At 50.4% G+C, this 21,850-nt stretch carries 17 protein-coding genes; 12 read left to right on the plus strand and 5 right to left on the minus strand.

What is annotated here, in order from left to right; translation table 11 throughout:
• The first annotated feature begins 3 nt into the window (after positions 1-3).
• From ACP59X_RS00750 to ACP59X_RS00775, 6 genes are all read left to right on the plus strand, one after another.
• On the plus strand, positions 4-693 hold the full coding sequence (locus ACP59X_RS00750; RefSeq protein ID WP_428563638.1) for an ABC transporter ATP-binding protein: 690 nt from the start codon (positions 4-6) through the stop codon (positions 691-693).
• Between the two features lie 27 nt (positions 694-720).
• Complete coding sequence (locus ACP59X_RS00755; RefSeq protein ID WP_428563640.1) at positions 721-1,239, plus strand: anti-sigma factor family protein; 519 nt, start codon at positions 721-723, stop codon at positions 1,237-1,239.
• Complete coding sequence (locus ACP59X_RS00760; protein WP_428563642.1) at positions 1,236-1,706, plus strand: Spy/CpxP family protein refolding chaperone; 471 nt, start codon at positions 1,236-1,238, stop codon at positions 1,704-1,706. Before ACP59X_RS00755 ends, ACP59X_RS00760 begins: the two co-directional genes overlap by 4 nt.
• Positions 1,707-2,467: 761 nt before the next feature.
• Positions 2,468-3,481: a Fic family protein gene (locus ACP59X_RS00765; RefSeq protein ID WP_428563644.1), complete on the plus strand. Its 1,014-nt coding sequence runs from the start codon at positions 2,468-2,470 to the stop codon at positions 3,479-3,481.
• Between the two features lie 368 nt (positions 3,482-3,849).
• The gene (locus tag ACP59X_RS00770) at positions 3,850-4,152 is read left to right on the plus strand and encodes a hypothetical protein (protein ID WP_428563646.1); all 303 of its coding nucleotides are present in this window, start codon (positions 3,850-3,852) and stop codon (positions 4,150-4,152) included.
• Between the two features lie 183 nt (positions 4,153-4,335).
• A complete protein-coding gene (locus tag ACP59X_RS00775; protein ID WP_428563648.1) occupies positions 4,336-5,025 on the plus strand; it encodes a hypothetical protein in 690 nt (229 codons plus the stop codon).
• A 434-nt stretch (positions 5,026-5,459) separates the two neighbouring features.
• Here the strand turns inward: ACP59X_RS00775 and ACP59X_RS00780 are convergent, their stop codons facing one another.
• Positions 5,460-8,654 (minus strand): DEAD/DEAH box helicase, encoded by a 3,195-nt coding sequence (locus ACP59X_RS00780; RefSeq protein WP_428563650.1) that lies wholly within the window; start codon positions 8,652-8,654, stop codon positions 5,460-5,462.
• A 1,728-nt stretch (positions 8,655-10,382) separates the two neighbouring features.
• The gene (locus ACP59X_RS00785) at positions 10,383-10,718 is read right to left on the minus strand and encodes a hypothetical protein (protein ID WP_428563652.1); all 336 of its coding nucleotides are present in this window, start codon (positions 10,716-10,718) and stop codon (positions 10,383-10,385) included.
• A 793-nt stretch (positions 10,719-11,511) separates the two neighbouring features.
• On the opposite strand from ACP59X_RS00785, the gene ACP59X_RS00790 reads away from it, so the two are divergent.
• Both ACP59X_RS00790 and ACP59X_RS00795 read left to right on the plus strand, forming a co-directional pair.
• Positions 11,512-12,531: a sigma 54-interacting transcriptional regulator gene (locus ACP59X_RS00790; protein ID WP_428563654.1), complete on the plus strand. Its 1,020-nt coding sequence runs from the start codon at positions 11,512-11,514 to the stop codon at positions 12,529-12,531.
• A 37-nt stretch (positions 12,532-12,568) separates the two neighbouring features.
• A protein-coding gene (locus ACP59X_RS00795) for an IS5 family transposase (protein ID WP_428558424.1) occupies positions 12,569-13,322 on the plus strand; the annotation gives its coding sequence in 2 pieces (ribosomal slippage) (positions 12,569-12,897 and positions 12,896-13,322; 756 coding nt in all).
• Between the two features lie 233 nt (positions 13,323-13,555).
• Here ACP59X_RS00795 and ACP59X_RS00800 read toward each other — a convergent pair.
• Positions 13,556-14,587, minus strand: a complete 1,032-nt coding sequence (locus ACP59X_RS00800) for an IS5 family transposase (protein WP_428560906.1) — start codon at positions 14,585-14,587, stop codon at positions 13,556-13,558.
• Positions 14,499-14,948, minus strand: a complete 450-nt coding sequence (locus ACP59X_RS00805) for a TetR/AcrR family transcriptional regulator (protein WP_428560908.1) — start codon at positions 14,946-14,948, stop codon at positions 14,499-14,501. Before ACP59X_RS00805 ends, ACP59X_RS00800 begins: the two co-directional genes overlap by 89 nt.
• Positions 14,949-15,162: 214 nt before the next feature.
• Here ACP59X_RS00805 and ACP59X_RS00810 point away from each other — a divergent pair.
• From ACP59X_RS00810 to ACP59X_RS00825, 4 genes are all read left to right on the plus strand, one after another.
• Positions 15,163-15,916 (plus strand): IS5 family transposase gene (locus ACP59X_RS00810; protein WP_428560910.1). Its coding sequence is split into 2 segments (ribosomal slippage): positions 15,163-15,491 and positions 15,490-15,916, totalling 756 coding nucleotides; the frame shifts between segments, so codons are not numbered across the junction.
• A gap of 183 nt (positions 15,917-16,099) precedes the next feature.
• Positions 16,100-17,602 carry a GGDEF domain-containing protein gene (locus tag ACP59X_RS00815; RefSeq protein ID WP_428563656.1) on the plus strand — a complete coding sequence of 501 codons (1,503 nt, stop codon included), beginning with the start codon at positions 16,100-16,102 and terminating at the stop codon, positions 17,600-17,602.
• Between the two features lie 258 nt (positions 17,603-17,860).
• Positions 17,861-18,364 (plus strand): hypothetical protein, encoded by a 504-nt coding sequence (locus ACP59X_RS00820; protein WP_428563658.1) that lies wholly within the window; start codon positions 17,861-17,863, stop codon positions 18,362-18,364.
• 158 nt (positions 18,365-18,522) lie between these two features.
• Positions 18,523-20,046 (plus strand): class I adenylate-forming enzyme family protein, encoded by a 1,524-nt coding sequence (locus tag ACP59X_RS00825; RefSeq protein ID WP_428563661.1) that lies wholly within the window; start codon positions 18,523-18,525, stop codon positions 20,044-20,046.
• A gap of 47 nt (positions 20,047-20,093) precedes the next feature.
• Here ACP59X_RS00825 and ACP59X_RS00830 read toward each other — a convergent pair whose 3' ends face one another.
• Positions 20,094-21,644 (minus strand): MFS transporter, encoded by a 1,551-nt coding sequence (locus ACP59X_RS00830; RefSeq protein WP_428563664.1) that lies wholly within the window; start codon positions 21,642-21,644, stop codon positions 20,094-20,096.
• Positions 21,645-21,850: the final 206 nt, after the last annotated feature.

The raw sequence follows: 21,850 nt of genomic DNA on the forward strand, positions 1-21,850 counted from the left end.
CCCATGTTCGCGGTCGAGATCGAAAATCTGACGAAAATCTACGGCAAGGGCGAGACAGAGGTGACGGCTATCGCGGACGCCACGTTCCAGGTCGCGCCCGGAGAACTGGTGGCCATTCTTGGTCCGTCTGGCTCTGGGAAAACCACGCTTCTGACCGCTATTGGACTTATCAATGAACCCACCCGTGGCAGGGTAGTCATTGACGGGACAGTCGTTGCCGAGAATGGTTGGACGCCGGGGCAGGATCTCAAGCGTATCCGGCGGGAGAAACTTGGGTTCATCTTTCAGTCGCACAACTTGATCCCTTTTTTGACCGCCATGGAAAACGTGATGGTGGCGCTCGAAATCAATCACATCAGCCGCAAAGAAGCCAAAGAGCGGGCTGCGGAATTGTTGTCGGCGCTGAATCTGGGCCATCGGCTCAGCAACTACCCAACGGCCCTCTCGGGCGGCGAGTCGCAACGCGTGGCCATTGCCCGGGCGCTGGCCAACCGGCCCAAAGTGATCCTGGCCGACGAACCCACCGCCGCCCTGGACACGGAAAACGGCCACAACGTCATGGCCCTTCTTAAAAAGCTGGCCGTGGAGAACCGCTCGGCCATCCTGGTGGTCACCCACGACCACCGCATGGTTGAGGGGTTCGACAGGATATTTGAAGTTCGTGATGGCCGGATCACCCATGAAGTGCATTGAATGTCCGCGACAAATGGAGCGAGGATCATGAACGAGCCGACCACCCCGCAAAGGGACTGCGCTGCGATTCGTAAGAAGCTTTCAGCATTTGCGGACGGTGAAGTATCTTCCGAGTGGTGCTTGAAGATCGAAGCGCATCTGGAGACCTGCCCGGACTGTCGGCAAGCCCTGGCAGAGTTCCGACGCCTTTGGCTTCAGCTTGATACTCCCATGCGGGTCCAGACACGACCCGGATTTACGCAGGAGGTCATGCGGAAGGTTTCGGAGGCATCACGTCCCCGGATCTTTGACTGGAAGGTTGCCGTGGCGAACTTGTTTCCCGCTCCTGCCGCCATAGCCGCCATGGTCCTGTTCGGGCTCATGATGGGGGGCTGGATGGGACGGACGCTTTGGGGAGAGGGCATCAATCCCGAGGCCATAGTGGCCAGCGCACCGGGGCAAGCCGCAACACTGGACGCTCTGGATGTTTTTGCGCCAACCCCGAGAGGCTCTCTGGCCCAGGGCTATTTTGTGCTGGCGAGCGAAGCCACACGGGTGAAACAATGAAGAACAAAATATTGATCTCTGTTTTGGCGGCTTCTTTGGCCATGAATTTGGGTGTTGCCGCCATGTTCGGTCTGAGACTTATTCAGACAAAAAACGACGGCAACTCGAAAGCATGCCCGTTTGTTTCGAATGATGAACGCTTGTACACTATGCTTGGGCTTACCCCGGATCAGCTCGCCTCGATAAAGCCTTTAGCTGAAAAGTTCCATTCGAACATAGAAAAACTATCTGCTGACATTCATGTAAAACGCGATGATATGATTTCAATTATAGATTGTGACGCCGTTGATATGGTTTTAGCCAGTCAGGTTAGACAAGAAATTTTGGGACTTCAGTCAATATTGCAGGAAAATGTGTTCACTCACATTCTACAAGTAAAGCAGGTACTGACCCCGGATCAAAGGCAATTATTCTTTCAGATCATACGGCGAAGCTTTATTCCGCAGAGCCCAACAATTAGCCAGTGAACCTCTGTAGGGGGGCAAACAATACGATTTCCATGGGTCTGGCGTGATGTTCCCATGCGAAGGCGGCTACTCCACCTTCAAGGGCGGCTCGGATGCCCCCAAGAAGATTGGGGTCCGAGTGGCTGACGCGCCAACATGACCGTTGGCAGGCGCGCCACAGACGTGTTGGCTGTCCGTTGGCGGTCTGTTGGCTGATGCGCCACAGGCCTACTGGTGACTGTTGGCAGGAGCCAACAAAGGCTCTGTGGCTCTCCTTCAATTTTTTTAAAAAAGGTAATAATTTCAATGGGATGCTGGCATGGCATTCATGCGTGCTGACGACTATTAAACAATCATATCAGGTGCTTGAAAAGCCACGTTTTCGGACACTTGATGCTCTATTCAAGCGGTCCTTCGACCAACCCTGACCTCTTGACTGAAATTCCAACGATCCCTTTTTTATTTCCATAGACCAGATATCTATTTGTTTTCATTAAATAAATTTAAATAAATTCCGACTGTTTTAAGGGGGGATCGCTTGAAAGATATTCAAGCAATCCTCCTCACCGGCCCTGGTCTCCAAAATCCGTTGCCGGTGCTGAGGAAAACCTCTAACCTTTACCCTGCTGTCATTGCGCTAGACTCGCTTTGGTCCGTCTGTCCTGGATAGACATGGGTTTTCGCACATCAGATTATTTCTCGGCCCAGAGCAAAGTGGCTTTTCTCAATGAATTCAGGTATGATAGGAAATCCTGAAAGCCAGCCACGTAAGAGGGCGCTCCATGAGCCAGCAGTATCAGCCGCCTTTCTCCATCGCGCCAGCCATAGTCACCCTTGTCGGTAAGATCAGCGAAGCCGTCGGGCGGTTAACTATCCTCCGTGAACAGGCAATATCGCTCCGGTTGCGGCGCATCAACCGTGTGCGCACCATACGCGGGTCGCTGGCTATCGAAGGGAATACTCTCACCGAAGCGCAGGTTACGGCCATCCTGGACGGGAAACGGGTCATTGCGCCACCTCGGGAAGTCCAGGAAGTGCGTAATGCTCTTGCTGCCTATGAGCGCTTTGAAGATTGGAATCCTGATGCTGAAAAGAATTTGTTGGAAGCGCATCGCATCCTGATGTCCGGTCTTATCGATGAGGCCGGAACCTATCGCCGTGGTGGGGTCGGCGTGATGGAAGGTTCCCATGTCATCCACATGGCTCCGCCGGCGGATCGCGTCCCAGCGCTGATGGGAGATCTTTTTCACTGGCTGGCTACAAGTGATGCGCATCCACTGATCGCCAGTTCTGTGTTCCACTACGAGTTTGAGTTCATCCACCCCTTCGCCGATGGAAATGGTCGCATGGGGCGGTTGTGGCAGAGCCTCATTTTAGCCCGTTGGAATACCTTATTTGCCGATCTCCCGGTGGAAAATCTGGTCTTTGAGCATCAATCCGAGTATTATCAAGCCTTGCAGGAAAGCACGCAAAAAACGGACTGTTCTCCCTTTATCGAGTTTATGCTCACGATGATTTTCGACGCGGTTGTTACCTCTGCCCCCCAAGTCACCCCTCCAGTCACCCCCCAAGTCGGCCAGCTATTACTGGTCATGGACGGCGAAATGTCCCGGGAAGCATTGCAAGATTTACTTCATTTGCAAGACCGGAAATCATTTCGAGCCCGCTATCTCAGACCAGCCCTGGCAGATGAATTCATTGAAATGACCATCCCTGACAAGCCCAATAGCCCCCTGCAGCGATATCAAATCACGGAGAAAGGGCGACAGTGGCTGCAACTTCGTCGGGAACGATAGGAAATCTGGCGAGATAGATAAATCTTTTCCAATAGTTTCGACAAAGTATGTCTTCTGTACAAAGCACTTTTACGCTCCATCCTCTGGTACCCATTGTGTCCTTTTTTTGACATGGGCATTAGGACATTCTTGATGCACTCGCTATCCAAAACGTTGTACAAGATAAAGCCGCACTCCGCCCCGATTTGAGATTTGCCTGTGCGTTGGCTGCGACCCACCCGCATAGTCCTCGGTCACGAAGGACACAGAGGGTTGCATGCGGGACACCCGAGAAACTGCACGATGGGTTACCGTTTCCGTGTCTCTTCTGAGAAATCAGAGACGGCATACATGCCCTATAGGGAACAACGGATGGAGGTCGCTTGGAGATGAGAATTAACCACCTCACCCGACGCGAACTGTATGAAGCAGTCTGGAAAACTCCGAAGTCCAAACTCGCGGTCGAATATGGTATTTCAGATGTAGCTTTGGCAAAAATTTGCAAAAAAATGAAAATACCCATTCCTGGTCGAGGGTATTGGCAGAAACTAAAGGCAGGGAAGGGCGTACAATCCGAACCACTGACCGACTTTAGCGGAAATAGTCATATCTCAATACGAGATTTGCGTAGCGAAATGTTAAAGAAAGATGCAAAGAGCATAGCGTCTCTGAACGATGACCGCTATGCTTAAAAAATCTATAATAAAAATTTTATTAACATAGCGGACATTGCTAGTCCTCATTCCTTGGCCAGAAAGGCTAAAATAATTCTTGAGAAGATCAAAACAAACGAAAAAGGATTACTTTCAGCTCCAGACAGGGATTGCCTCGCCATTCGTGTATCTCCAGCTCAATTGGACCGAGCCTTAGCGATTATGAGCTCAGTCATTTTAACGTTAGAGAATCGAAAATACAAAGTCACACTAGATAAAGCTGAAAATGGATGCGACACAATAGCTTCTGTAGAAGATGAAAAACTCTCGTTTAGAATAGAAGAGAAAACTTCCCGTACTAAAAGGATTCTCAGCAAGGATGAACTTAAGAAAAGATTTCGATGGGGACCAGAATATGAGTACATATTCAATCCTACAGGCGAGCTAGTCCTGAAAATAGTAAACATTGAATATGTTCATACACGCAGACTTTGGTCAGATACAGCAACGCAGCGTGTTGAAAGTCAGGTAGGCTCTTTTGTTTCTGGACTTATCAAAGCTGCAGTAGCCGTCAAAACCAGAAGATTGGACCTGGAAAAACAAAGAGAAGAGCAAGCTGTATTCGAACAAAAGCGCTATGAAATGTTGGAAAAAATTCGGAACGAAGAGATCAAAGTCGCCCAATTAGAACGAAAGGCGGCTTTATGGAAGAAAAGCCAAGACCTACGCCAATATATTGCGGCCGTTATGGAAAAGGCAAAACAGGATGAGGAATTTGCCGTGAAAATAAATGCAGAAAGCTGGCTCGCATGGGCTCTACAACAAGCTGATCGGCTTGATCCTTTAACCAAGAGTCCACCATCCGTCTTGGATCAAAAAGATAAATATTTAGGATCATACTACCACTATTAGCAGTCGGTAATGATATTAAAATACCGTTGGCAGGCGCGCCACAGACGTGTTGGCTGTCCGTTGGCGGTATGTTGGCTGATGCGCCACAGACCTACTTGTGACTGTTGGCTGGAGCCAACAAAAGCACTGTGGCTCCCAGGATTTTGTGCAAAAAAATATAATATTTTCAATATGTTATGCTTTTTTGTTGGCATGGCATTCAGGAGCGCTCCTGACTAATCGTTAGTCATATCAGATGCTTGAAAAAGACGCGTTTTCGGACACTTGATGTTTTATTCAAGCGATCCTTCGCCCACCCCCGACCTCTTGACTAAAATTCAAGCGATCCCCTGTTTTGTTTTTATCTATATGTTTTTATTTGAAAAATTTTGTAAATTTGAGGGGGGATTGCTTGAAAGGATTTCAAGCGAGCGGTGACTAGAGTATCTCATGTATCAAGAGAGTAGTAGCTCTAAGTTTTCTCGGGTCAATGAGCTTATTATTGATGTTGCTCCATCTTCCAGCATTTCTGCCAGTTCACGCTTGTCCTGCTGTAGATTGAGAACTTTTTCATCGATGGTACTCCCAGAGATGAGCCGGTAGGCGAACACCTTTTTGTCTTGGCCAATACGATGAGTACGATCCACAGCTTGGTTCTCTACAGCGGGATTCCACCAGGGGTCCATGATAAACACATAGTCGGCTGCCGTCAGATTGAGGCCAACGCCCCCTGCCTTAAGGCTAATACAGAAGACAGGCGGACCTGATGGATCTTGGAAAGCAGCCACCCGTGATTCTCTTGCTTTGGGAGGGGTCCGGCCATCAAGGTACTCGTAGGCTATCCCCTCGCTTTCTAACCGCTTGCGGATAATCGCCAAGAATTTCGTGAACTGGGAGAATATAAGGGCCTTGTGTCCTTCCTCTACGACTTCGTGAATTAAGCGAATGAGCTCTTCCAGCTTCCCCGAACCAGCAGCTTCCTCGCCGACGAGACCGGGATGACAGGCAACCTGACGCAGCCGGAGAAGGCCCTCCAGCACTTTCATTTTCGAACGATTCAACCCTGACTCATCCACGGCGCTGAGGATTTCAGCTCGATAGTGATCACGCAGTCGAGCATAGACCGCAGCTTGAGGCGTGGTCATTTCGCAGTGGATTATAGACTCTTGTTTCTCCGGCAGGTCTGCTGCCACCATTTCTTTTGTCCGTCGAAGTACAAAAGGCTTGATGACGCGAAGAAGTAAGTTCTTAGTAGCCTCGTCACCCTGGCTGATGGGTTTAGAAAATCGGTTGTCGAAACCAGTTCTTGACCCCAGCATATTAGGATTCAAGAAATGGAGTTGTGACCATAGCTCATCGAGCTTGTTCTCCAGGGGGGTGCCAGTCATGCAAAGTCGGTGCTCCGCAGAAACCACTTGCGCGGCTTTGGCAGTCTGGGAATCAGGATTTTTTATAGCTTGGCTCTCGTCGAGGATTAGCCACCGCCAGGGCACCTTTCGCAGGATCGCCACGTCGCGCCGCAACAGACCATATGTAGTTAAAATCAGGTCGTGTTTTTCGAGGGAATCAATGTGGATGGATCGGTCCAAGCCGGCGTAGGTAAGGACACGGATGTCGGGCGTGAATCGTGCTGCCTCGTCTCGCCAGTTAAAAAGCAGCGAGGTGGGTGCAACGACCAAACTCGGACCCGATTCCCCGCGTTCCTTTTCCAGGGCAATCCATGAGAGAACCTGGACAGTCTTGCCTAGGCCCATATCATCAGCCAAGATGCCACCGAAGCCGAAGGTCTTCAGGAAATCAAGCCAGCCCAGAGATTCGAGTTGATAGGGACGCAATACCCCTTGGAATTTTGCTGGTGGTGTGAAGCGCGAGATGCTGGAGAAGTCCTTCATGCGCCGTATTTTTTCGGCAAACCCGTTGTCCATGGACACCGCCCCGGACTCGGCTAACAAGCCATCCAAGAGCAATGCATGGGCTGAATGGAAGCGTAGGTTGAGATCCTTAGCACGGGTTGTGTCAGCCATAGACAAGGCGGGAGCATTGGCGGCGAGCCACTCTTGTGGCAGAATACCCGTTTCGCCATTGGGTAGGGGCAGAGTTTGTTCACCGCGCAGAAATGCGCGCATCGCCGTTGGCAGTGGCACAATTACATCACCAAAAGCAACACTTCCTTCCAGCTCAAACCAGTCTAGGCCGCTGGTGACGCGCATTCCAGAAATTTTACCGGCGTGAAGTTTGCGTTTGTCCCGACTGCGGATGGCCCAACCATCTTCCACAAGGGGTGTTAGGCTATTTAGAACCTGCCATGACGAAGCCTGTGGCAAGGTGAACCCGGCTCCATTGGAATCGAATCCCAACTGAGTTATGCGCTTGAAAAAGGTCTTTTCAATTTCTGAGTGGCGTTCAGTGCGGGTCCATTTTTCAATATCTAAAATTGCGGACCGGGCATCGTCAAAAAGAATCTCGGAACCATCATAGTCCAGCCAAAGTCGCGCGACATGTTCATCATTGGTAAACTCAATTTCCAAGCATGGTTGCGGTTCAATTCCGAGCACTGCCTTTGGTTCCAATTCTTTAGGGACAACCAAGTCAGTAGGGGCGTCGGTCGCATCAACAGCTTGGAAGAGCTCTTTTATTTCATCTTTTGGTACTTTAACTTTGTGCTTATGGCTGCGTATCTGTTTCACCCATTCTATGGATGGGCCCGGGAGAGATTGCAGGTGTTCTTTGAAAATGAAAAACAGAGGATCGGTATTCAGAAAAATAGGAATTTGCGCACATGGAACAGTTGAATCTCCAATGTGAACTTGTGGTTCATAGACGAGGTATTTTTTGCGATTGCTCTGAGAATCTGGCTCAAGTGTAAACTCTAATTTACCTTCGAACGGTTCGCCAAGACGCAAAGGGTCAGCTATCTTTTGCCCGTCTAGCAAGACAACACAACGACCAGTTGCTGCTATATTAGGGAGCAACATTTTCATAGAGACTGGCTCTAAGTTGTAACTGTCGAATTTACGCGTAGAATAGCTTCTCGACCAGTGGTTCCCGTCATACATGCTACGGTAATAGAGGGATAGAAGCATTTCAAGGACAGACCGGTCTGCTCGCGGCAGGTCTTGTTCGTTCAGAATGTCATGGGAAGCCGGTTGGACTTGTCTGCCTAATCCACCATCCTTCAGAACCTTATGCTTAAGGGCAGAGAATGTGATCTTAGAGCGAGTGATGGCAAGCTCGTAGCGAAGCATGAACTCGCCCGGTACACCTTCCCACCTGTTTCGGCGATTTGATTTGTCGATTTGGCCTGGAAATAGGAGGGAGCGCCAAGGAGTACTGGGCTTGCTCTGGGCAACATTGGCTATGACGGTCTTTTCCTTTGCAAGGAATGCATCAGCAGCAAGGATGGTCGCCCAAAGATGTTTACAAGGATATCCACGCTTAAAATGGGGACATTCGCACAGCGCCTGTGCAGAGGTGCCAGACTTGCTCTCATCAATTAGTTCGACAAAATAATCTTGTGAGCCTGTTACAATAGAAGAAATTTCCGAATCAGTGGCCTTGTCGAGACCAACGGCATGCCGTCGAAAGTAGCTCTCGCCTCGCCGTTGTATGTCGGGGGGGAATAATTTCTGAAATCGGCTTTTCCAAGTCATTACAACTCACATTTTATTCGAAAAAGTTCAACATTCCTGGGTTGTTATGCATTTAAGCGTGCCTATTCTAGCTAAGGCAACGATTTTATTTCATAAACTTGTCAAGGAAGAGGGGGCTTTACAACTCAGGACTGCTGAATAGGATGGATTGCAGAAAGGGTCAATCTTCGGTACGAGGCGCACTACGTCACAGCCACTAACGCGCCAACATGACCGTTGGCAGGCGAGCCACAGACGCTTTGGCTACCGTTGGCAGCCTGTTGGCTGTCCGTTGGCTGATGCGCCACAGACCTACTGGTGACTGTTGGCAGGAGCCAACAAAGGCTGTGTGGCTCTTTTGCAATTTTTTTAAAAAAGGTAATAATTTCAATGGGCTGCTGGCATGGCATTCAAGAGGTCGTGGGTTCGATTCCCTCCAGCTCCACCAAGAAGAATGCCAAGGGGTTACCGAGAAATCGGTGACCCCTTTTTCTTTGGCCCCGTGCCAACGCGCGCCAACTCAAGGTTTTGGCGGGTATGTATCAGGGCAGAACCATTTGCCAGCCCACCTGTTAGACCAAGAAACTATTCGCCGGTCGCTTGAATTTTTTTCAAGAGGTCGCCCCCCCCCTCCGTCTTTTTCGCTCCTGCCAAAAATATTCTCTAATTTTACCTATAGTTACACAAGCAAAAAGACCACAGCTGCTTGTGGGATTTTCAAGAGGTCGCCCCCTCCCCCCCCATTTTGGACATTTGGACATTTGGACTTTTCGGGTGCATCCTCTGAAAAATTTCTGACCCCGTTTTGCTGCTGACGGTGGTTTTGACTGACCCGGCATCAGGAAAAGCCGCAGGAACTGGCCGAGTAAGGCACAGGGTCTGGGATTTTACCGGGGCCGGTTGGTCTTCCTAGGCCTGTCCCGTGTCGCCCGCTGGACCACAGGGCCACGGTTTCTACCCGTCCCTGTCAGTCTTCCTGGTCCTGCCCCATCCTCGTCCCCGGCCGCCGCCCCAGACACCCCCTGGAATCGCGCGGTAGGCCCCCTTCCTGGGCTTTTCCCTTGGGCCTGGAGGATTAGTCTCCCCGGTCCCATCCCCGCTCCAGGGTGGACCCCCTAGGGTGAATGACCGATTTCTCTAGGGCTTGCCCCATCGTCAGGGAAATGCGCACAGATTCCTCAGCGAACTTGCTGAGCTTTTTTCAGCCTGCCTGAATTCACCTCAAAAAAAGCACTAGACAGCGTTGGGCCGCGAGCCTATATGTTAGTCGTGTCCCTAGTGAAGGTTGTTAGCAACCCTAACGGAGGAGATGCCATTGGGTGAATCAATTGTCGGAGAGTTTCCCTCGCAGTAGAGCACTTGAAGGCCAGTTATAAATAAAATCTGGCAAGCTGCATGTGTGGCAAACACAAGCTCTACGTTCATAGTCGAGGCGCAATCGTCAACCCATAAGTCTTTTAAAGTAAAATAACCTTACTGGCCCCGGCTTGTTCAGTCGGGGCCTTTTTTTTTGCGGTGTGAGAGCTGAAGGAATACCCGAATGTCGGTCTGGGATGGACTTTCGGACATTTCGGGTGTGTGGGCTGAGAAAATCAGACGACAAGCGGCGTCAGCAGGCCGGGTGTGCGATTCCAGCAGGTTGTGATCGATCCGGGCGACAGTCAGCGCTGAAATCGAGTCCAAGAGCTGCGCTGGCCCATGGTTCGCCCGGGCCGGCCCTCTCCTTCTTCCTAATGTGTCCGATGCCAGCTATACCGGGATCAGCATCAATCCGGCGTCGCTCTTCTCGATCCGAAACTTCTGCCCTTCTTCGAACTCGACCCCAGCGAGCATGTTAGCGGTCAACACGATCTTCCCGCCGCGATAAACCGGAGAGCTGCTTCTGGTCCGGGTCGAAGCGCCAGCAATTTCCAGGTACTCCTTTTTCTCCTGCATGAGTTTAAGCAGGTGATTCTTTAAAGTCGGCTTCGACTGAATGCCAAGCTCGGCCATTATTTGGGCTTCATTGCTGCCAGCCTTGATAAGGCCGTAGAGCTTTTCTCCGTCATATTTGGCTTCGATCTTTTGGCCTTTTGCAATAGGCATGTCTTGACCTCCAAACGATATCTATTTCTGGAGATAGTAGCGTTTGTTCGATGCTCGTCAAGTCAAATATAAGAAGCGCTTAAAATTTCTTGCTGCAAAAATTATTAACACTAACTTTTGGATGGTTTTGAGTAGCATGAGTTAGCTGCTTTAAAAATTTCGTAGGCTGGCTTTGCCGACCGACGTATTGTTGTGGGTGTTGTCAGTATTGGTTTCTTTTTGCGTTAAATTGCATTGTTTTTATTGCGTCGAAGCGTGATGTTTGCTGACATGTTTGGCCATTAATTTGAAATTTTCTTCTGGTGATTTTTTAAAAGGATCTTTAAGTTTGACAAAATATTTTATTTTTTTGCAGAAAGATTAGGTCTCATTTATGTATTCTTAGTCAATAAATTCTTCTGCTTGATCGGCAAGATCATTGGTTGCCTTTTTGACCCTCTCCCGCGTTTGTATTTCTGACTATGAGAAGGCATGGCTGCACGTGATTCATCCAGAATGCCGCAGGAACTGGATGGATGAGGCATATAGGGCTTGATTGCTACTCGGCCCTTTTAGTCTCCTGGTCCTACCCTATCCCCCTCTCCGCTCGCCCCGGACACCCCCCCCTGTGAGTTGGAATAAATTGGTTGATAAATTTCCAATTATTCCGGATAACCATCTGACTTCTTAGGATTCCGCGAGCGAACCTATTCAACGATGGTTTTTTTTGTAAGTATATACGAGTACAACTCTTGTACTTGACCACTATTGAAATTGAACCTAATCTCATAAAAAACGTTCAAAAGGGTATACTATGAGCAAAAAACAGGGGAAGATTACAAATGCAGAATGGAAACCTCGGAAATGGGTAGTTCCTCCAGACCTATATAATTCGCTTAATCGATTTTCTATTCGCTGCCAGCTAATCATAAGAGACTTCTTAGAATGTAAAAGCCGACCATTACTAATTCATGGCCCAACTGGGGTTGGGAAAAGTTTGTTTAGTGAGTTTTTTGTATACGAGTTTCAAAAAATTACTACAAATAAGAACGTACTATTCGTAAATTGTGCTGCCTTACCAGATACGCTTCTCGAATCAGAACTATTTGGTTTTGAAAGAGGGGCGCACAGCACGGCTTTTAATGTTAAACTGGGGTACTTTGAAATAATTGGAGATGGAGTAATTGTTCTTGAAGAAATCGGTGAAATGGCAAAGCATCTCCAGGCTAAGTTACTAATGGTGATTGAGAATAAAATATTTTCTAGACTTGGATCAACTACAAACATTCCTTTTAAGGCACAAATAGTAGCAACATCTAACGCCGACAAGAAAAAGTTTAGAAACGACTTCATATACAGATTCAATACTTTTTTCATACCTCCAATACATGAAAGGAGGCGTGACATACTTTATTACATTAACCATATCAACCCAGGAACAATTAGAAACCTTACAAAAGGAGCGGTCTTGTCTTTGCTTTCATATAATTGGCCTGGGAATGTCCGGGAAATCGAACATATTTGCAACGCTATGCTCGAAAATTTTATTGAAAATAGTGTGATAAATAATCATAGTGAAGAATGCTTTGGGTCAAAATATGAAACAAATGCATTGGAAGAGCAAAGGCAAGTGATGCAAATAGACAATGAATTCTCAGACTTTAAATTTGACAATTTAGCAAATCTTGCAAATAACCTGAAAAAATCTGGCATAGATATTAAAAAAATAGAAGGCATTTTGCAATCGAATTTATTAAGTTTTGAATCGTACGCCGAAAAATTCTACCAAGGTGAAGGAGTTTTTGATTCTGAACTAGGCCGTGTAGACATTTGATCTGTCCCATGCTATTCCTCTCTACAGGAGGGATACAATGGAGCTACGACACACCATTACTGATGAGCAATGGGACAAGATAAAGGACGCTCTTCCCGGAAAAGCCGGTGATAGAGGAAGAACGGCGGAAGACAATCGGCTTTTCCTTAACGCGGTGATGTGGATGGCCAAGACCGGAGCACCATGGCGCGACTTGCCTACTTGTTATGGCAAGTGGTCAACAGTACACAAACGATTTATTCGATGGTCAAAAAATGGCGTCTGGCAAATGATCTTCAACACCTTAGCAGCTGATGCGGATACGGAATGGCTTATGATTGACAGCACCATTGTTCGGGCACATCAACATGCCGCTGGCGCAAAGGGGGCAGCAGTTTCAGGAATTCGGTAGATCAAAAGGTGGGTTCTCCACGAAAGTCCATGCTACAACTGATTCATTAGGTTGTCCAACAAAATTTATCCTTACAGGTGGCAATGAATCGGATTATAATCAAGCTTTGCCTTTAATAGAAGATCAACAAGCTGATTTTGTGCTTGCAGACAAGGGATATGACTCGCAGGCTATCGTTGATGCCATCAGATCGAAAGGGGCCGAGCCTGTTATCCCGCCCCGTTCTCTTCGGAAGATGCCTCGCGATTATGACCGCCATATCTACAAGGAAAGAAATGCGATCGAACGCATGTTCAATAAGATCAAACAGTTTAGGAGAATTGCCACACGATATGACAAGCTGGCCATCGCATACTTGTCGTTTCTCCATGTGGCGGCGATAGCTGTCTGGCTACGGTAAATGTCTACACAACCTAGAGAATAGTCCGGGGAATGAATATTTTAGCGTAGAAATAAATGAATTATTTGATATGGCTTACAAGAGACCGCTGCACAAATTCTTTGAGGTCTCTGCTATCCGCCTTTCGGGACTTTTTTGAGCGTAAAACCGGCGGTTTCCCGTGCTTTTCCGCAGCGACAAAGCTGTTTCCCGCCTCCTTTGGCCGCTTCCGCCGCCAAAGGAGACATCTATCCTCAGCAGGCTGCCTTTAGAACGGCTTTTTTCAGGTTGAAAGCCATGGCGTTGAGGAGAAACTCCAGCTCGACCTTGGCCCGTCCGAGGTACCTTGCGCGGTGAAATCCATAGCCGCGCTTGAGTGTGCCGAAGGCGCGCTCGACTTTCGCCCGGACGCTGCTGATTTGACGATTGGCAAATTTTTCCGCAGGGGTCAGCGCCCTATTGCGAGCAGCCTTGTACATGATGCCGTCGGCAAGGCCTCGAACCTGGAGCACATAGCGGTTGAGTTGGCTGCTGTATCCCTTGTCCGCAAAAATGCTCTCGCCGGCTTTCGCGTCGACCTCATCCAGGACGGCGACAAATTCCTCCGTGTCGGACCGGTTTGCCGGCGTGGCATGGCCGCCGAGGACAAAGCCGTCCCGGTTGTCCGTGGCGGCGTGGATTTTGTATCCGTAAAACGCTCGGTTGCCTTTGCGAAGCCAGGCCGCCTCGGCATCATCGGAATAGCTGATCGTCACATCCGTTCCGTCATCGTTGTCTTCTTGGCGATCCTGCGGGAGGACATCGAGCACCTTGAGCGGCCGGCGCGCGGATGACACGACACTGGCGTCGACGATGGCTCCTTCACGTACCAGGAGGCCGCGTCGCTGCAACTGGTGGTTGAGTTTGTCCAGCAAACGTTTTTGCACATTGCGCTCAACGAGGCTCTGGCGGAAGCGACAGATCGTGGTGGCGTCGGGCACCTCGTCGTGATCCAGGGAAAGGCCCACGAACCGGACGAAGGAGAAACGATCGTACAGAGCCTCTTCCACCGCCGTGTCGCTGAGGTTGTACCACCGCTGCAGCAGAAGGATCTTGAACATGGGAAGCGGCGGATAAGCCGGATTGCCCACGGCGTTGACTACCCGCTTGAGCGTTTTACGCAAAAGCTTTTCCAGCGGGTTCCAGTCGATGAGGCGATCAATCTCGTCGAGAAAGCACTCTTTGCGTTTGCGACGGGCAACAACGTAGTCGGCAATGCCGGGCTTGGAAGAAGTGCGTTCGCTCATGCTCGCCTCCATCAATTTCGATGGAGAAAATATACACCAACTGCATATATTTACAAGATTTTATCGTAAATTGCCGTGCATCGGTCTCAATGATGGTTTCAAAACTGTTTTTGACACGCTCAATCGGTGGTAAAGACGCATCGTTAAGAATAGGGGAGAGCACTTCAGCCCTGCCTGCAACAAACTTGTCGATAACCGCAAGGGAAAATTCTTCCTTGCTTGAGAAAAAGTTGTAAAATGAACCCTTTGGAATTTTTGCTTCCTTCAGAATCGCCTCAACACCGGTGCCGTTGAACCCTCTGCTCCATACGAGATCGAGCCCAACCTGGAGGAGCGTGTCTTTACTGTGAATGCGTTTCATGGCTGACTAATTAGACCGGTCGTTCTAAAGAGTCAACATCTATTTCGTCCCTTGGTTCTGGCTATTCGCTGCGACTTGACGCGGCAGTGGCATGAGGATGGGATTGGGCCTAAGGAGTCACAGGGGCTGGTATTTACCCGGAGCCGGTCGGTCTTCCTAGGCCGTGTAGACATTTGATCTGTCCCATGCTATTCCTCTCTACAGGAGGGATACAATGGAGCTACGACACACCATTACTGATGAGCAATGGGACAAGATAAAGGACGCTCTTCCCGGAAAAGCCGGTGATAGAGGAAGAACGGCGGAAGACAATCGGCTTTTCCTTAACGCGGTGATGTGGATGGCCAAGACCGGAGTACCATGGCGCGACTTGCCTACTTGTTATGGCAAGTGGTCAACAGTACACAAACGATTTATTCGATGGTCAAAAAATGGCGTCTGGCAAATGATCTTCAACACCTTAGCAGCTGATGCGGATACGGAATGGCTTATGATTGACAGCACCATTGTTCGGGCACATCAACATGCCGCTGGCGCAAAGGGGGCAGCAGTTTCAGGAATTCGGTAGATCAAAAGGTGGGTTCTCCACGAAAGTCCATGCTACAACTGATTCATTAGGTTGTCCAACAAAATTTATCCTTACAGGTGGCAATGAATCGGATTATAATCAAGCTTTGCCTTTAATAGAAGATCAACAAGCTGATTTTGTGCTTGCAGACAAGGGATATGACTCGCAGGCTATCGTTGATGCCATCAGATCGAAAGGGGCCGAGCCTGTTATCCCGCCCCGTTCTCTTCGGAAGATGCCTCGCGATTATGACCGCCATATCTACAAGGAAAGAAATGCGATCGAACGCATGTTCAATAAGATCAAACAGTTTAGGAGAATTGCCACACGATATGACAAGCTGGCCATCGCATACTTGTCGTTTCTCCATGTGGCGGCGATAGCTGTCTGGCTACGGTAAATGTCTACACAACCTAGTCCTGTCCATTCATCCCGCTTGGCCGTTGCCCTGGATACCCACCCCAAAATTGAACAGGGGACAACAGCGGGTCGGATAGGAATGTTAGCCATTGTCGCAAGATGCGATGTTTGCTAACTGTTAAAGAAAGAGCATCTGGAAGGAATAGCCGGAATAGGATGAAGTGTGGACAAAAGAGTGCAGAAATCGGCAAAGTATTTTTTGCCGTCGACACTGGGTATCTACGGAACCATGTTCGTTCTTCTCGCCGTTGTCGGGGTCTGGCTGGGCATCGATCTTGCTGAAGGGCGCTCCAGGATAGTTGCTGAAAGATTGGACCTCGCGGTTCAGAAAAGCCAATTTATGAGCCAATGGTTCGGTACCACAATCATCTCTGCAGAGTATGTTCTTCGCGATATTCTCGACAAAGTGACTCCCGAAGAAATCAACGAACCCAATGGGGAGTTGCAAAATTCTGCACGTCTGTCTCTTTGGCTGGATGGAAAACGTGCGACTGTGCCGGGCGTTATTGGCCTAGCTCTATACGACCAGAATTGTATTTTTAGGGCGGCGGCGGACCGGACTAAGGTCAATATAAAAAGCAACCTTTCCTTCTGCGTCGACCCCTCGATAATACCCGAAGATCGTGCCTACGTTCAATATGTTCCCATGGGCAGATCTGTGTCGAAAAGTCCTGCTATTCTCGTTTCAAGGCCGTATGTCTCTCCGAACGGGCACCTCCTTTACGGAGCTTTGGCCGCGTTCGATCTCAGCGAAGCACAGAAGTGGTTAATGTCCTTTCCCGTTTCTGCAAATGACATATTGGCGATAGCGGATGGCGACGACCTTCTCTTGGCTCGCAATCCGCCCCTACCCTCGGAGATCGGCAAGCAATTACCAGGGTTGAGAGGGCCAATAAGTATGGCAGAGCAGAGGTCCAGCGTTAGCTTTGTCGCTGTTTCCCCTCTGGATGGAAGGACGCGAATTTATGGTCTGAGCAAGATAGAAAACATTCCGCTCGTATTCGTGGTAGGCTTCGACCTCGCGAACAGTTTGAGCGAATGGACGAGGCGCGCATGGCAACTTTCAGCAGGATTTCTTGGGTTAATAATATTATACTCGTTTGCGCTGCGCACTCATCTGGTGACTGTAAGTCAACGGGATAAGATGCGCGAACTGGCGACTACAGACCCGCTGACGGGGGTGGCCAATCGTAGGCACATCGTCCAGGTAGGGAATCAGGAGTTTTCTCGGAGTCTTCGCTACAGAAAGCGGATGTCTCTGATCATGGTCGACATTGATAAGTTCAAAGCCATCAATGATCAATGGGGCCATCCCACTGGTGACCGCGTCATCAAGGCCCTGGCTGACACCATGACTGCCAACGCACGGGAGCAAGACACAGTTGGCCGCCTGGGTGGTGAGGAATTCGTGGTGGTCCTCGCTGAGACCAGCGGGAAAGGTGCTGTTGCAAATGCTGAGCGGTTGCGGGAGATCATTCAAAACTCAATTTCCGTGGCGTCAGACAACAATTGTGTTGTGAATTTTACTGTTAGTATTGGTGTTGCTGCGATAAGTATTTGTGATACTTCATTTGAAGATATGCTGATCCGAGTGGATAAGGCACTATATTCCGCCAAAAATATGGGTAGAAATAAAGTTATTTATTTGTTTGATGATTCGGAATAGTGCCATGCGGGCAGCCAGACAAGACAAAACTTGGCACAAGAGCCGTGATAATCATAGTCACTGGCAAGTATGATAGCCATGCGCTGGACATGCCGTCATGGATAGGATCGCGGCCAGCATCATCCGCCGCATAAAATCTGCCCCAGGTACACTCGTTGCCGAAACCTTCTCGCTTGACAGTGCTTGGCACTGTGAGCGATATTAGTCATATCTTGAATTTTATTCAATAAAGTCTAAATTGCTAAAAAGGAGAATGCTATGCGAGTGGTTGTCATTGCCTGCCTGTTCCTTTTGTCAATTTGCACTTGTAACATCTCTTATGCGTTTGATTGCACCAAGCTCGATTTTGGCGCAAAGCTCACAGACATAGATGATGGAAATTTTGTTCTATACAAACAAGCGGATGGCATTTCATATTATAACTACGTTGGAAATTGTCGCCTTCAGGTGCATAAAGACGCATGTCCGGCCATCTCCTATGCTTTTGTCGATGGGCAGTATTATGCCAGAATAATCCGGGTATCCGACAGAAACAAACAAGACACTTTGAATAGAATGAGGGCTACCTTTGGCCCTGATGTAAAGATCAAGAACCATGGAGTCTGGACTGTATATAGCGTCAATGTGTCTGATGATATAAAACTTAAGATAAAATGCAATGATCGCACTGGCGAGGTTAAGAGCGCAACGTATAGTACAAAATTGCGTGCGCAGCTTGCCAAGAATCTCAAGAAGGATCCGATTGGCCAATATGACAACTAGTTAGGCGGCTTTGGGGTTGACGAGGCTTTTGGCCTTGGCTGCCGCGAAAAGTCTTCGACGTGCATTTTTCTCTATGCACTTCGAAAAGCAGGGAACTTGCCATGGTTTGTCGTGTACAAGTTCCCTGCCATTCTCCTTTGAGCGTTTGGGAGGTTGGCATGCTGATCTGGGATATTGTTGAGCGCACCGCCGCCCTCATGCCTGACCACATCGCTGTGGCCACCGACGATCAGGAAGTGACGTATCGCCGCCTTGCCATGGATGTGAATCGGTTGGCGGCTGGTTTTTGTGCTTTAGGGCTGCAATCTGGTGACAGGATCGCTTTATTGCTTCCAAGCGGCATTGAACTCGTCATGGCGTTTCTCGCCGCAAGCCGTGCTTCATTGATTGTAGTCCCCTTGCCGCTTGATGCCCCTCCTTCATTGCATGGTTTATATTTGTCAGATGCCTGTCCAAAAGCTCTCGTGACGGACCATACGTTGCTTTCGACCTTGCCTGAGGCGTCGCTCTCGCAAGTTGAGGCTGTTGTTCTCACGGCAGGGCAAGCCCCCGGGAGCACGGATTATGCCCATCTCATGGGCCTTGAGCCGAATAATTCCCCAAAAGGAAACACCCTCTGCAAGGATCCCCTCGGATTGCTCGTTTTCAGCTCCGGCACGACCGGACGCCCCAAAGGGATAGTGCACACGCAAGCTCGTCTTGTGGAGCGGGCTGAACACCTCGTCAACACACTGATGCTGACGGACAAGGACAAAACGCTCCTGGTGTTTTCCCCCATGCGGACACCCTGTCTCGTCTATCAGTTGTTGGCCATGTTGCGCGTCGGGGGAACCGTGGTCCTGGCCGGGCAGCCGGACAGCGACATGTTTTGGAAGCGCTACGCCCAGGCACGACCGACATACACCGTCGTCATGCCCGCCTTGGCCCGCCGGCTTTTCGAGCATCCGGCCGCCGCCTCGGTTGACCATTCCCACGTCCGGTTCTGGATAACGACGGGGGATCATCCAGGGCCAGAATTGGTTCGAAAGGCGGAGCAGACGACGGGAAAGCCCATGCTCAATCTGTACGGGTTGACGGAGACCGGGCTCGTCGTCGCCCATCCCCTCAATGGTCCTCGAAAAATGGGGGCCATGGGCAAGCCCCTTTGCGGCGTTGACACGTGTCTGGTGGATGCGGCCGGACGCGATGTCAAACAGGGAGAAACCGGCCGCCTGCTGGTGCGTACGAAAAACTGGATGGTTGGATATTGGAACGACACGTTGCGTACCCATCAAGCCATCGGTTCGGGGTGGTTTGATACCCAGGACCTCGTCTGCATGGACGAAGACGGCTACTATTGGTTCCGGGGCCGGGTCCAGGATGTGATCGTCCGCAACGCCATCAACGTCGCTTCCGCGCTTGTGACGGATGTGCTGCTCGAACATCCCGCCGTTGCGGAGGCTGTCCTTGTGGGCGTGCCCGACGTCATCGCCGGCCAGGTTCCCGTGGCGTTCTATTGTCTCAAGCAGAGGTGCGACGACCCTGGAGAGGCAACCCTTCGCGCTTTGGTGGCCGCCCGGGTCGATCCCGAATCCATTCCGGCGTCCTTTCACCGGATTGCCCAATGGCCCCTGTCCCAACGGGGCAAGGTCGACCGGGCAGGCCTTATCCGTATTGCCCAGGCCAGGAGCCAGACGAATTGACGCCAAGGCGCAGGGGCGACCGTTTTGTGGCAAACCTCAAGTCTGGTTCATTTTGACAGGTCGCGGACGCCCGGTTCCGGCAGCCAAAAAGAGGCCACGATGTTGAGGAGATAGCAGGAGAAGGCTATTGCGGCAGCCGCATAAGCGATCCTGGTGGGATTTGCGGCGCTTCCCGGCAGCCAATAGGCAATCCATTGCGTGAGGGCGGCGAAGGATGTGCCGATCATGCGCCCGCCGATGTTGGCGGCGAAGCTTTCCCCTGTGCCCCGCAAATGGAGTGGAAACGCCTGCGGCAGATAGTTGCCCCAAAAGCTGAATTGGCCAACGGTCAGGAATCCAGCCAGGAAAATGCCGTATTCCAGCCAGGAGATGCTGGTCACCCCGGCCCAGGCGAATGTCAGAGGCATCACGACAAGGCCCGGCAGGAGGAACATGCGCAGCAGCCGACGTCGACTGACGACAATGACGGCCAGGGCGGCCAGGGCAAAACGCCCCAGGAGTCCGCCGAATTCCGGGGCCTTCATTATCTGCGCGGCGTGCGCCTGTTCGACAGCCGAAGCGATGCGGCGCTCTTCGGCTCTGAGCAACTGCGCTGTTTCCGCTCCGGTTTTTCCCGCGCCACGCCATTGCGCGACGAATTTGTCCCGCAGAGAATCCGGCAATCGCTGCCGCAACGCGGCGGCGACATCCGCCTGCACCTCCGGCAGACCGGGTATGATCTGTGTTGCCTGCGCGATGGCGCCATAAAATGCCGCGTAGCTCAGCATGAACATCAGGGTGACGACAAGGGTGGTCTTGCGTAGACTCTGGCTGAAAAGTTCAGTGATATTTGGACGTTGTAGCTGTCCCGTTTTCCGTTTCTCCATCCACAGCGGCGATTCCGGGAGAAACGGCCTGACCAGAAGCAACGGAATAGCCGGAAGGAGGCCGGACATCAGCGTGTAGCGCCAATGCGCGTGCGGGTTGGCAATGGAGCCAAACAGGTCGAGGACAGGGGGTGTGGCAATGGCCGGCAATTGCAGGGCCGGAAGATGGAAACCGAGTAATAGCGGGGCGGGGCTGTTTGTGGACCAGGCTGTCACGATGCCGTTGGCCACGGCGACCATAACGCCCCCCAGTGAAGAAAAAACCTGCGTTATCCCCAATATTCCCTCCCGTTGTTGTTCGGGAAAGAGTTCTGCGAGCCAGGCTACCGCCGCCACGAATTCCACGCTGACGCCGATGAAGACCAGGCAGCGCAACACCAGGAGCATCGGCAAGGAGATCGAGAATCCGGCAACAAAAGCGGCGAAGGCATAGAGAAGGATGCTGATGGTCAGGACTTTCTTTCGTCCATAGCAGTCCGTCAGGTAGCCTCCCAGGAGACCAAATGCTCCTCCGGCCAAGGCGGGGATGTAGAACAGCAGGCCGAACCACAGGCTATACGAGGGTGAACCCGGCTGAATTCCTCCGAGTTCGAGAAGCGCCGGCTTTACGATCAAGGGCAGCATCAACAATTCATACGTATCAAAAGCAAACCCTGTAGCGGCTATTGCGCAGATCAGCCATTGATTCCAGGAAAAATCCGGAAGACGTCGCGATATGAAAAATGCTGACATTGATACAGCACCTCGTTATATGTAACACGGCGATAATCTTAAACATGCGATAAATCAATTTAAATTTAATGGACTCAATATGGTGAGATTTCTTGAGATTATGTCTAGTCTGGAACGGAAGTTGGCGTTGCTGCAAATTGCTGCCTTGCCGCTTGGTCGTTGGCATACGCGCCACAGACGCTTTGGCATTCTGTTGGCTGTCCGTT

The sequence above is a fragment of the Solidesulfovibrio sp. DCME genome, from assembly GCF_049995385.1.
Lineage (GTDB): Bacteria > Desulfobacterota > Desulfovibrionia > Desulfovibrionales > Desulfovibrionaceae > Solidesulfovibrio.